Genomic DNA, 13,469 nt, shown 5'->3' with positions numbered 1-13,469 from the left:
TTGGAAACGAAGTAACGACAGTTTTGTATGTCGATAATAACCAAACCTCACAAACTCTGCCTTGCATAAAATAACCAATTTATCGCTGCAAAAACAATCACGAAAGATCAACAGACCCTAGCTTTTTTTACAACATTCACAGTGGAACTTACGGCTTAATCTTCGCTATCACCTAACGACAATAACGTAGCGTTACCGCCGATAGATGTGATGTTGTTAGTGCGAGTTTTTTCAGTGATAAAACTCATCAAGTAGTTTGGTCCACCCGCTTTAGGCCCTGTACCAGACAGGCCATGTCCACCAAATGGCTGAACACCTACCACCGCACCAATTTGATTACGATTGATGTAAATATTACCCGCATCAATTCGTTTTGCCAGCTCTAGGGCGTGACCTTCGTTACGGCTATGTATGCCCAGTGTCAGACCAAAACCTGTGCTGTTTATCTCTTCAATAACCTTGTTAAGATCTTTAGCGTCATAACGGATCACATGCAGTATTGGGCCAAAATGCTCTTTCTCAAGGACTTTGATAGAATCAATTTCAACCGCAGTTGGTGCTACAAAGTGACCGTTTTCAGTATTTGATGATAACTCAACGGTTTTAATCAACTTACCTACTTGCTGAATATGGCTGATATGCGCATCCAAATTAGCTTTCGCTGTGGCATCAATGACTGGACCCACATCCGTTTTAATCAGCTCTGGTGTGCCAATAGACAATTCATCCATTGCGCCTTTCATCAAATCAATCACTCTTTCAGCAATATCTTTTTGCACATAAAGCACACGCAGTGCCGAACAACGTTGACCTGCACTAGTGAATGAGCCTGCCACAACATCGTTAACCACTTGCTCTGGTTGTGATGTTGAGTCGACCACCATTGCATTCTGACCACCGGTTTCGGCGATTAAAGGAATAATCGCACCTTCGCGATTCGCTAATGTGCGGTGAATAACTTTTGCGGTAACGGTAGAACCCGTAAAACATACACCACCAATGCGTTCATCGCCTGTGATAGCTGCGCCAACTGTTGCTCCTGTACCCGGTAGAAATTGCAGTGCATCAGCAGGAATACCCGCTTGATGTGCAAGTTGAACGGCACGAAAGCCCACTAAACACGTTTGCTCTGCGGGTTTTGCCACAACGGTATTACCAGCCGCTAATGCTGCTGAAACTTGTCCAAGGAAAATCGCTAGCGGGAAGTTCCACGGACTAATACAAACAAAGACACCACGACCTTGAAGAAATAGCTCATTCAGCTCACCGGTAGGTCCTGGCATCAATTCTGGCTTTGCCATCAGCCTTTTCGCATGAACAGCGTAATAGCGACAGAAATCGACGGCTTCGCGGACTTCGTCAATGCCGTCTTGAATGCTTTTGCCCGCTTCGCGGGTACAAAGTGCAATCAACTCTTCTCGGTTTTCTTCCAATAAGTCAGCGAGCTTTTGAAGGGCTGTGGCTCTGGTTTCGACAGGCGTGCCCGACCAAGTACTGAATGCGTTTTGAGCCGACGCCATTGCTTGCTCTATGGCCGCGCTATCTGCATGAACAACTGTGCCTACAACTTTTGTGGTATCGAACGGACTGACAACATCTAAAGCATCGCCTGTAACCACTTCACCATTAATGATGGGTCCTGCCTGCCATTGAGTATTTTTATAGTTATCCAGTGCGGCAAAAAATGGTTGTGATTCAGAAGCAATGTTCATATTTAATCCCTTAGAATTTTTACGCTCTGCGCCGAAAATATCAGCTGGCTGTACAATTTTATTATTCGCTAAGCTTTTGAAGCGTTGTATGTTCCTCAATGGATGCACAACAAGCGATTCAATGGGCGTTTTAGGATCCACTAACTTATGCACAAATGAGGTATTGGCACCGTTTTCAAGTAGACGACGTACCAAATACGGCAATAAGTCTTTATGAGCACCAATAGGCGCATATATACGAACTGTATTAACACCAGCCTCTGCAAGCATAGTGTCGTACAGCTCTTCACCCATACCATGTAGGCGTTGAAATTCGTAATTACGATCTCCAGCTATGTCACAAATAGCGGCAACGGTTTGTGCGTTATGTGTCGCAAACTGCGGATATATTGCACCACGAGTTTTATCAGATAACAAGTAACGAGCACAGGCGAGATAGGATAAATCACTGCCCGATTTACGGGTATAGAGTGGGTAGCCGGCTTCTCCGTTTTCTTGTGCCCATTTGAGTTCACTATCCCAATAGGCACCTTTAACAAGGCGCAACGGAATTTCATCGCCTTGATCTTTAGAAAGCTTGGTGAGCCATACTAGTACTGGTAATGCTCGTTTTGAGTAAGCTTGAACCACTAAGCCAAGTAATCCCCAACCTTTTGCGGCTTCTGACTGATACAACTTTTGGAATAATTGTAATGACAGCTCTAAGCGATCCATTTCTTCTGCATCAATCGTAATACCAATATTGACACTTCGAGCTAGCTGGATCAGCTCAATCACTCTATCGTATAACTCGGTAAGTGTGCGCTCCGTATTAGCCACCTCATAGCGAGGGTGTAAAGCGGTCAATTTGATCGATACGGTAGGTCGAGGGGCTTCTGACTCTAAGTAGCGTTGTGCACCAAGTGCTTGAATGGCCTCAGAATACTCGTTGAAATATTTTTTCGCATCTGTTTCAGTCAACGCAGCTTCACCCAGCATATCGTAACTGTGGGTGTAGCCCAACTTACGTTTATCTTCGCTGTTTTTTAAGCCTTCTTGAATCGTACGACCTAAAACAAACTGTTTGCCCATGATTTTCATGGCAGCAAGCATAGATTGACGGATCACTGGTTCACCAAGGCGATTCACTAATCTTCCAATTAAGTTACTGGGCTTACCGTCTACATTTTTGTCGAGTTTGACAATTTTACCTGTAAGCATAAGCCCCCAAGTAGAAGCATTCACCAGCAAAGAATCACTTTGCCTAATGTGCTCATCCCATTTTGCACCCGAAAGCTTATCACCGATAAGTGCATCAGCCGTTGCCGAATCAGGTATGCGTAATAGCGCCTCTGCAAGGCACATTAAAATAATGCCTTCTTGAGTATCCAAACTGTATTGTTGCAAAAAAGCATCAATACCAACCATTAAACCTTTTTTCTCATACTGACGGACTTTGGCAACTAAATCGTGTGCTCGTTGGGTCACACGATTAATTTCGTCATCAGATGAAGGAATAAGCTTAATTAACTCAGAAAGATACTGCTCTTCATTCACAACATAATTATTACTAATGGCTGTGAACAGTTCACAAAGATTGGCGTTGTCGTAATAACCTGCCAGTACTTCACTCGCTTTGAACATAGTGGTGCTTCCATTAAGGCCCTGAATGGGCGTGCTGCGCTATTATTATCGGAGGATTAAATCAACCGTTTTTGTATACAATATTAATATTGGGCGGATTATACCGCCAAAATGTGACTTAGAACACTGTTGTGAATTGGAATTTGAAATTTGTTTGATCTAAATGTTCGAAATGACCGCAACCCCTTAAGCTATATAGGTATGCGAGAATTGATTTTTATCTAAAAAGTAATTAAAAGAGCGATGATATAGAGAATATCACCGCTCTACTGACTTTTTTACCACTTAGTGCGACTACGACGGCTCGGGCGTGGCAAATAAGCGATCAGCAGTCCGAGTATTAAGCCAATCCCTGCAATGATCCCACCCTCACGCCAAAACTGATATCGGGAATCATCTTTTAGATCGTTAAGTTGAGCTTGTGCTTCAGTCCGCTTTTTATCCGAATCAACTCTCGCATTTTGCTCTACTGATAATTGCTGTTTTGCTTTATCTAAATCACCACGAAGCAATGTAACTTCATTGCTTGCCTGTTCAAGCAACTGCTTAAGCTCTGTAATTTGCTGTTCAAGTTTAGGTACAGTCAACTTTAAGCTTAATTTATTGCTGACGAAATTCGTCCTAATCCAACCTTCACGCCCTTTTTTATCTATGATCTTAGAATATCCGTCAGAGGCTTCTGGTAATAAAGTGATAAGCTCTCCCGCAGAAACACTGCCGAGAATTTTATATTGGGAACCTGGACCCTTGTGCATGTATACGTAGACGCTATCGGATACATAACGCTGTTGCTCTTCAGCAGTAAGCGAAAAAGGGATAATTAGAGCAATAACCAATGTAAGCAATCTAAACACGTGAAGACTCTCTACGAAATAATTTAACTATAATGCTATGGATTTAAAGCCATTAATGCAAGAGGGAAGCTTAATAGCTTCCCTCTTTAATGTGACTTACATTGTTTTTGGCAGTGGATTAGCCAAATATGCCTTTGATCATAAAGAAGAACATAATTGACAATGCCGCTCCAGCAGGCAAAGTTACTACCCACGAAACCACAATATTTCTGACTACACTCAGGTTAATCGCGGCAATACCACGTGCCATACCAACACCTAACACGGCACCAACCAATGTTTGTGTAGTTGAAATAGGCAAACCTGTACCTGATGCAATCACTACCGTAGATGCAGCGGCCAGCTCAGCGGCAAAACCACGGCTCGGTGTTAAGTGAGTAATGTTTTTACCAATAGTTTGCATTACACGTTTACCAAATATCGCCAAACCAAGCACAATACCAACCGCACCGAGTGGTAATATCCACCAAACTAACTCCGCTTTCTTAGCGATTTCACCGCCACTTTGAACAACAGAAACGACGGCGGCTAATGGGCCAATAGCATTCGCTACATCATTTGAACCATGGGCAAACGCCATCGCACAAGCCGTACAAACCATAAGTATCGCAAAGACTTTTTCAACATTACCGAAATGGGTATCACGATCCGCACTTTCATTCAGGTTAAGACGAGAAATGGCAATTTTACCGACGATACCAACCAATGCAGCTATCGCGATTGCTAAGGTATAAGTTTCAACATTATTGAAATCAATACCTAAATGCTTAAGGCCTTTTTTAATGGTTACTAACGACATAACAAAGCCGGCTAGTGCCATGTACATCGGCACGTACCGCTTTGCATTGGCAAGCGGGTTTTCAGTATTAAAAATAAGCTTTTGAACACTTTGGAAAAGCATAAATGCGAGGAAACCAGAAATGGCTGGAGTAATTATCCATGAACCAACAATTCCACCAACCTTGCCCCATTCTACGGCATCCGTACTCACACCGACAGCAGCGAAACCAACAATAGCGCCTACAATCGAATGTGTGGTTGAAACAGGCCAACCTAGTGCAGAAGCGACAACTAGCCATATACCGGCAGCCAATAATGAAGCAATCATTCCGTAGACAAGTAACTCAGGAGTGTCCACGAAATAGGCTGAATCGATAATGCCCTTTCGTATTGTGCTCGTCACCTCTCCGCCTGCCAAATAGGCACCGGCAAATTCAAAAATCATCGCGATGATGATCGCTTGCTTAATGGTAATGGCATTGGAGCCCACAGAGGTGCCCATTGCGTTAGCAACATCATTAGCACCAATGCCCCACGCCATGATAAATCCAAAGATAGCCGCAAAAGCAATAAGCCACGGGCCATTGGTGATCAGTACATCAACCATTTCTATAACCTTGAAAACTGTTTAATTTAGACACGAGCCAACATCAGCTCTAAACGGGAACCGACTCGTTCAGCTAAATCAGCCAAGTCGCCTACCCATTCAATAATTTTGTAAAGGAACATCACATCAACCGCATTCAACTCAGACTCAAGTGCAAACACTTGGCGTCTTAACTGAATTTGTATATCGTCCGTGTCTTCTTCGATGTTATCCAGCTTGAGGATCATTTTTTCTACTAAAGCGACTTCGCGTCCACGAAAGCCGGTTTCTAAAAGATCATCAAGTTCATTGATTGCTTCTTTTGCCATACCAACTGCATCGAGGCAGCGAGCGATATAAGCAAAGAAAAGCTCTTCAATTTCTGTTGGAATGGTCATGTTCCGACCGATCACCCGGCCAGAAATATCTTTTGCTTTGTTGGCGATTTTGTCTTGTTGAGTCAACAACTCAAGCAAGTCAGTACGTTCAACAGGCATAAATAATCCACCCGGTAGATTCAGGCGGATATCACGCTTCAGTACGTCAGCTTCTCGCTCTGTCATACTGATTTTTTTACGAAGCTTTAAGGCTTCACCCCAGTCACCTTTACTGGTGGCTTGGAAAAATGGGACAAGTAGTGATGCGCAAGCATGTACTGTGTCAATGTGCTCTTGTAGAGGCTTAATTGGCGATTTTGCAAACACGCCTAAAATAGAGTTTACTGGCATTGCCGTGTACCTATTTAGGTTATTCCATCGTTATTGGAAAAAGCGGGCGAATGTTAACCTAAGCATTCGCATATTAAAACTGTGTTTTCACAATAGTGTTTTTTAATACGGTTATTTTGCACATATTGTGTTCAAAAAACATCAGTAGTTCTCTTCAAGCTATCATTTTCGATTGTAGCGGTTTATTTTACGACCGCAAAAACAATTTTGCAGAACGAATATGACAGCATTGTTACATTGTGTATAAAAAATGACACTTTGATGAAAGTTTAATTACGCCGCGAGCAGAATTTGATGGGATCTGAAATAGAACTTAAGTTACTTATCACCACTGAACAAACTACAAATATTGAGCTGTTTTTCCAAACACTCGAACAGTGCCAGACAATAAAGCCCAAGTGGTTAGCCAACCAGTATTTCGATACTCCTGATCTGCAGCTTAGGCGTTGGGATATGGGGCTGAGGATCAGACGAGCTGAGAACTTTAGCGAGCAAACCATCAAAACCGCCGGTACTGTAGTTGGTGGGCTTCACACACGTCCTGAATATAATGTTGAAATAGAAACGGAAATTCCTGTATTGCAACTTTTTTCTGAAAATATTTGGCCAAGTGATTGTGTGATGAGTCACACTCAATCACAATTAGTGTGCATATTTGAAACGAATTTTAATCGCCAAACTTGGATAATCGATTTTCAAGGTAGTCAAATTGAAGCTGCTTTAGACATAGGAGATATCACCTCTGAGTTAAGTGGCGTATCGCGTACCGAGCCCATTTGTGAGTTGGAGCTTGAATTGCTTTCAGGTGACTCTGGTGTACTTGTGGCATTAGCCACTCAGATTGCGAGAACTATCCCTGTACGTTTGGGGAAATCCAGTAAAGCAAAAAGAGGTTATCAGTTAGCAGGTAAGTCGCCTGTCACCCATTTATCACCATTAAGCTTTATTCCAATATCTCAATCATGCTCAAGCCAACAAGCCATTATCAATTTCCTTGAAACTGGATTAGAGCGCTGGCAATTACTTGAAGCCATGATTAAAGATTGTATTAATGATCGTCAAGCGTGTGCTCAACTATGGTTTAGATTACGGTCTTGTATTCGCTTAATAAAATTATCATTAAGTCAAATACAACCATTAACCTCAGTATTAAGTAAGACATTTTCTCAACTTGAAAAGCAATTAGCGTTTATCGATTTAGCGAGAGCTTTATTGGATGTAAAGCAACATCAATATGAATTTACCCATTTCGTTGAGCATGGAACATTAATCGAATTTGTAGATAAAAAGCTCGACGACATTAATTTTGCTACCGAGCTTAATGCTCTGTTGGCGCTACCGATATATGGTCAGATACAATTGATCACTCTCGCAACTCTCTTCGACAGTCACAGCAACAATAATATGCTCGCTCTGCCTTTGCTTGCTGCAAACATGCAAAATCAGACTTGGTCTAAAATCATACAACACATGCCAGCTAACACCAAAATGAGCGTTGAGGAGTATCAGCAATTATCACCGCTATTAGAAGAGGCTATTTTAGTTGGACTATCATACGGTGAATTATACGCCCAGAAACCAAGAGATAAGTTCAGAGCACCTTGGCTTGACCTAGCCAGAGGTATTGCCTTACTTGACGGATACCAAATACTTAAAAAGTATGCACACGACCTAAATTTGTCCACTTATGACTGGTTAGAGGACAAGCAATCAACCTTGATCACTGCTATGGAACACACTCGCACTAAAGCTTTAAAATCAAAAGCTTACTGGACATAAAACTTAACCCTAAATAAATCAGTTGGGAGCGTCCATATACGCAGAAAAAATTACTGATAGCAAGGCATGAATAGCAGCAAGTAGTGGTTACCGACATACAAAACTGTCGTTACTTCGTTTCTACTTGCAAAATTTATAACGCAGCTAGCGGTTACTTTGGCAAGTATATGAATGTTCAGCATTCACCTGATGGGTGAATTAGGGTTGCTTAATTTTGTATTTAACTTCAATAAATTAAAGTTAAATTGTGCGTTCAACTGATTTATTTAGGATAATATTTAATAAACTCGCTATAAAAAAGCCAGTCAAATGACTGGCTTTTTTAATAACACAATGGGTTTAGTTTAGAAACTCACTGTGAACGGATCTGAACATAAGCTTGAATCTGCTTCACAGATTTTATACTCATAAGCACCAGAAGCGTCTCTGAAACGATCGCGATGACGACCATCGTTACGAGTTGTCTTAATCATTTCACCGTTACGGTAAATGGCAACATTATCGCTTGCTGCACCACTCCAGACTAAATCAACCGTTGCTGTTCCGCGACGTGACACACGAGTACGCTTGATACCCGCATCAATACTGTGAGCAAATACTTCAATGTCCATTGACGTGCTTGACTCGTTTCCAGCCTCATCCATGACCATCAATGAAACGGTATAAGTACCAGCTTCAGCATAAGTATGAGACGGGCTAATATCTGAAGATGAATTATCATCACCGAATGACCAGCTGTATGATGATATATCATCATTCACATCTGAACTCATATTAGTGAAATCAACCATCAAGCCTTCTGCATCATAGCTAAATTCTGCTATAGGCGCAGCTGGAGCCGCCTCACCTGTGCCAGAAATAGTCATCCCCCAGCTATTAAGTGTACCGATATCAGCACCAAAACTATCGCTAATGAACAATGTCCAAGTACCATTCGCCATTTCACCATTGAAAGTGTCAAGGCTGTAGCTCTTAACGATATCGTCAGCTGAACCGCCTTCTCTGTCATGCAATGTTGTAACTGTACCTGAAGGTGACGTTAAAGTAACCGTTAAGTCTCCAATCCATGTGTGGCTAATATCAACATTGGCATTCACACCAAAGACTTGTAATTCATCAGCCACTTCAATCGTGCTTGTTATACCATTATCATCATTATCAGGAATATCAACTGGTGTTGTATTGCTGTAATCAAGATCAATTAAACCCGCTGGAAGAATATCAAGCGATACCGACTTCGACTTCGCCATATCACCGTTAACACCGTCTACAGTGATTGTGTAACTGCCCCACAATGTTTCTTCGGTTGTCACTACATCAACAGTAAAGCCACTGCCCGCAGCAACAGTCATGCTAGACAGTGAAACGCCCTCTAGTGCAGGAGAAACCGATACACTGACATCAACATCACCAGTCCATCCTGCTACACTGTCTACACTAAACGCATAGCTCGCAGAATCACCCGCTGAAATTGTTTGTGACTCGGTATCAACAGTGAGACGATATCCTGGCTCAGGATCCGCTTCTGCCAACGCATTATTGACGTTTAAGCGTTTTCCAGAAGCAACAAGACCATCTAACGCTGCAATCGAATCACCTGTATTCATGAGCAGTGCTTTCATCTCTACCGGCGTTAAGTCTGGATTGATTGACCAAACTAGAGCCGCAGCTCCTGCCACATGAGGCGTTGCCATTGATGTACCAGAAAAGGATGAATAGCCATTATTTGGGGTCGTTGATAAAATGTCTGAACCTGGAGCACCAATATCAACACTGGTTAATCCCCATTGTGAAAAACTCGACATTTCATCGTTACGAGTGGTACTGGCAACGGCGATAATAGCTTCAGAGTCATAACTTGAAGGGTAGCTTGGATTGGCATCGTTATCTACTGCGCTATTACCAGCCGCTGCAGCAAAAAGAATACCTGCATCGCCAGCAGCATCGATTGAGTCTTTCAATGCTTGGCTGAAACTGCCACCGCCCCATGAGTTGTTGGTAGCCTTAATATTAACACCATGATTTACTTTTAAGTTTGTCATGTAATCAATACAAGCAATCGCTCCTGCGGTTGAGCCACTTCCACCAGCATCAAGAAACTGACAACCAACAATAGTGACATCCCAGTTAACACCAACGACACCAACACCATCATTACCTTGAGCACCAATTGTTCCTGAAACATGCGTTCCATGACCATTCTGATCCATTGGGTCGCCGTTATCATTTACAGCACTATAGCCATGAATATCATCAATAACGCCGTTACCGTCATCATCGATGCCGTTCCCAGCAATTTCTCCCGGGTTTGTCCAAATATTTCCTTGTAAATCCTCGTGGTTATAATCAACACCAGTGTCAATAACACCAATAACAATGTTAGAATCACCGGTAGTAATATCCCACGCTTCTACAGCATCAATATCTGCGTCATTCGTACCGCCATTTTGTCCAGTATTATGCATTCCCCATAATTGAGAAAAGTTTGGATCATCAGGGGTTCCAATTGCTTTAACCAGATAGTTTGGCTCAGCGTATTCTACCGCTGGGTTTCTACTGATACGCTTAATGGCCGCCATTACATCCATGCCTTTACCTAAAGTCAGTTTGGCTAAACGACCGTCCATCAAACGAGCAAATTTATCGTCAATACCATCTGAGTTTTTATCATCCATCAGACCCCGAATCGAACGACGTGCGTAATCTTTTTGCTTTTGGTTAGCGTCTTTTTTATAGACAACCAAGATCGAGTCTTTGGCGTACTCGTGTTTGGTTGCTGCTTGTGCAGGCATCACTGAAGCTGTAATTGCCCCAGCGATGGCTAATGCCATTGGAGATAATCTTTTTAACATTTCCTGGTTCCCTTTTGTCCATAAATGTTTAATCCACGCTGCAAAATAGCCATAACAAACAATTTGTTAGTTAAATACCGCTGTATTATCAGCGCATAATTTCAGCTATTTTCACGTGCGTTTTGTGCGGCACAATTGTTGTCATAGAAAAAGCAGATTGAGAAGCCGCTCAAGATTTTTTAATACTTTAGAACTAGATTCTACGACTGAGAAAACGTCATCCAACTCTCAACCAATTGTTAATAATTTGTTAAATAACAATCCTTTATTTACCGATAAATAATTTCTCTCCAATTACAGTTTTTTTGAAAAAGTAGACTTTTATCCGATTGAAGCAATTTCTCACCCCTGTAGTTTTAACTCTGCGGGAAACTTGTCAGCTCATCTGCTTATTTACATAAAGTAAGCAAATATTCAAAAACCACATTGAATGTAGTAGTTGGCGCATAAAGAATTTCTTATTAACAAAGGAGTATGTTGTGCGAAAGCTTTTGCCATTGTCACTCATTACAGCATTGTTTATGACTACACCGAATGCAGTGAAAGCTGAAGACACATTCAGTGAGGCTCAAGATATAGCCATTTCTTTACCACTGGAAAGCTTATTGTTCAGTGCTAATCGTGAAAATCTCATTTCATTGCTTCAATCCGGCTCTCATAACAACGCACATTTATTGCAAATTGGTAGCCAAAACAAAATGGAATTAGAGCAATCTGGAGATAACAATTTTTCAGAGCTTATGCAAATAGGGAATGGCAACGAAGTCGAATTGTCTCAACTTGGTGATAACAACCACGGCTCAATCATTCAAGTTGGACAGGATAACCTTATTCAAATTCAACAGTTTGGAAATTCAGGGTTCATTATCAATCAAGTCGCTGAAAACGCAGTGCTCAGTATTGAACAATATTAATTAGGGAGAATGCTATATGTTTGTCAACACACGGAAATCTATAATCGCTTTAGCTATTTCAGCAGCAATGAGTGCTTCTGCTTTTGCTGGCGATGGAAATGAAATCGTAATTATTCAAAACAATGGCTCTAGTGCCGAAGCACAAGCACTAGTCGACATACAAGGTCAAGAAGCTACCTCTTACCAATTTGGTGACATACACACTAGCCACATCAATCAAACAGGTGACGACCAAACCGCCACCGTAATTCAAGATGGAGAATGGGCTGAATCATATATGGTATCAACGGGTGAATCGAACACACTCGCTGTCACACAGCTCAACCTTTGGCATATCAGCAACATTGATCTTGCAGGTAGTGATAATACCGGCGATGTATTACAAGATGGTTTCTTTTCAAATTCAGATGCAGACGTTGTGGGTAGTTTTAACTCGTTTAACGTAACACAACTCGGTGACCTTAATGAAACCGTAAACGAATTGCTTGGCGATAACAATAACTCAATAATGTCGCAAACTGGTGATACCAATTTTGCTACTTTCCGCGTTGAGGGCAATAATAATGATGGTGACCTCAGCCAAGTAGGTAATGATAACGTAGCTGGTCTTATTTCAATCGATATCACACCCAATGTTGGTGACAATAATGATATCACTGTTGTGCAAACGGGTAACCGTAACACTGGTGCAGTTAGAGGAGTTATTGGTAACAATAACACTTTCGACTTTAGACAAACTGGTGATGACAACATAGGCTTTGTATACTCATTAACGGGTGAATCAAACGAAGTTGAAATCGATCAGGAAGGTAACTCTAACCAAGCTTGGCTAGGCTTTGCACAAGGCGACAGTAACGACATAGAAATCACTCAGGATGGTGAAGAGAATATCATCGGTGACTCTGTAAATGGCGGAACCTTAGTTGCTGAGATTACAGGTGACGACAATAGTATTGATCTTGAGCAACAAGGTGATTTCAACACCATGGATATGAGAGTTACAGGCGATGAAAACGACCTAGATCTCGATCAAGAAGGTGACTCTAACTACGCACGTATGATTGTTGAAGGTACTGATAATGATTTGTCTATTGGCTCTAACGGCGACTTAAATGATGCTAGAGCCGTTATTATTGGTGACGACAATGATGTCGAAATCAACCAAACTGGTAATGACTCAGAATTAAATTCAGGTTGGGTACTTGCTGTAGGTAATGACAATACTATTGACGTTGAACAAGACGGATATACAAACGAAGTATTTATCGCAGTTGAAGGCAATAACAATGCAGATGTCGTTGCCGAGCAAAGTGGTGAGCTCAACTTAATTGAAGTGTTGATTTTTGGCGACTTTAATGAAACTTCACTTTCACAGACCGGTGATGGCAACTCAATTCAAGGACTTGAAGATATCAGTACAGAGTTCCAAATAATAGGTAACGAAAACATGCTTTCTGTTACTCAAGTAGGCTCTGATAACGACGTAAACGGTATATCTGTTGGTAATAACAACACAATTACTGTGACTCAAACCGGTAGCGGTAATATTGCAAACGTAGGTCAAAACTAAAAATTTGATCGCTACAGCTTAATATAAGGGAGCTTAGGCTCCCTTTTTTTGTCGGTTATTTATCAGTCGAG

At 41.7% G+C, this 13,469-nt stretch carries 8 protein-coding genes; 3 read left to right on the top strand and 5 right to left on the bottom strand.

The annotated features are described in order from the left end of the window. Positions 1–155: 155 nt before the first annotated feature. The 4 genes from putA to E2I05_RS02070 all read right to left on the bottom strand — a co-directional run bounded on the left by putA (position 156) and on the right by E2I05_RS02070 (position 6,283). Positions 156–3,335, bottom strand: coding sequence for a bifunctional proline dehydrogenase/L-glutamate gamma-semialdehyde dehydrogenase PutA (gene putA / locus E2I05_RS02085; protein ID WP_121852696.1), 3,180 nt, complete (start codon positions 3,333–3,335; stop codon positions 156–158). 278 nt (positions 3,336–3,613) lie between these two features. Continuing rightward, entirely contained in the window at positions 3,614–4,189 is a 576-nt protein-coding gene (locus tag E2I05_RS02080; protein ID WP_121852697.1) for a TIGR04211 family SH3 domain-containing protein, read from the bottom strand. Between the two features lie 118 nt (positions 4,190–4,307). Next, positions 4,308–5,576, bottom strand: coding sequence for an inorganic phosphate transporter (locus E2I05_RS02075; RefSeq protein ID WP_121852698.1), 1,269 nt, complete (start codon positions 5,574–5,576; stop codon positions 4,308–4,310). 26 nt (positions 5,577–5,602) lie between these two features. After that, entirely contained in the window at positions 5,603–6,283 is a 681-nt protein-coding gene (locus E2I05_RS02070; protein ID WP_121852699.1) for a TIGR00153 family protein, read from the bottom strand. A 294-nt stretch (positions 6,284–6,577) separates the two neighbouring features. Here E2I05_RS02070 and E2I05_RS02065 point away from each other — a divergent pair, with 294 nt between their 5' ends. After that, positions 6,578–8,062, top strand: coding sequence for a CYTH domain-containing protein (locus E2I05_RS02065; protein WP_121852700.1), 1,485 nt, complete (start codon positions 6,578–6,580; stop codon positions 8,060–8,062). A 344-nt stretch (positions 8,063–8,406) separates the two neighbouring features. On the opposite strand, the gene E2I05_RS02060 is transcribed toward E2I05_RS02065, so the two are convergent. Beyond that, positions 8,407–10,914: a S8 family serine peptidase gene (locus E2I05_RS02060; protein ID WP_121852701.1), complete on the bottom strand. Its 2,508-nt coding sequence runs from the start codon at positions 10,912–10,914 to the stop codon at positions 8,407–8,409. A gap of 479 nt (positions 10,915–11,393) precedes the next feature. Here E2I05_RS02060 and E2I05_RS02055 point away from each other — a divergent pair, with 479 nt between their 5' ends. Both E2I05_RS02055 and E2I05_RS02050 read left to right on the top strand, forming a co-directional pair. Further along, entirely contained in the window at positions 11,394–11,828 is a 435-nt protein-coding gene (locus E2I05_RS02055) for a curlin (RefSeq protein WP_121852702.1), read from the top strand. 16 nt (positions 11,829–11,844) lie between these two features. After that, a complete protein-coding gene (locus E2I05_RS02050; protein ID WP_121852703.1) occupies positions 11,845–13,398 on the top strand; it encodes a curlin in 1,554 nt (517 codons plus the stop codon). Positions 13,399–13,469: the final 71 nt, after the last annotated feature.

This window comes from Parashewanella spongiae, assembly GCF_004358345.1.
In the GTDB taxonomy this organism is placed as follows: domain Bacteria; phylum Pseudomonadota; class Gammaproteobacteria; order Enterobacterales; family Shewanellaceae; genus Parashewanella; species Parashewanella spongiae.
The sequence above is the reverse complement of the archived record's forward strand: the minus strand, read 5'-3'. Positions and strand labels throughout refer to the sequence as shown.

Excerpts from the sequence above, each read along its gene's own strand:
- putA (WP_121852696.1), bottom strand. The coding sequence starts at position 3,335 with ATGTTCAAAGCGAGTGAAGTACTGGCAGGTTATTACGACAACGCCAAT.
- E2I05_RS02075 (WP_121852698.1), bottom strand. The coding sequence starts at position 5,576 with ATGGTTGATGTACTGATCACCAATGGCCCGTGGCTTATTGCTTTTGCG.
- E2I05_RS02070 (WP_121852699.1), bottom strand. The coding sequence starts at position 6,283 with ATGCCAGTAAACTCTATTTTAGGCGTGTTTGCAAAATCGCCAATTAAG.
- E2I05_RS02065 (WP_121852700.1), top strand. The coding sequence starts at position 6,578 with ATGGGATCTGAAATAGAACTTAAGTTACTTATCACCACTGAACAAACT.
- E2I05_RS02060 (WP_121852701.1), bottom strand. The coding sequence starts at position 10,914 with ATGTTAAAAAGATTATCTCCAATGGCATTAGCCATCGCTGGGGCAATT.
- E2I05_RS02050 (WP_121852703.1), top strand. The coding sequence starts at position 11,845 with ATGTTTGTCAACACACGGAAATCTATAATCGCTTTAGCTATTTCAGCA.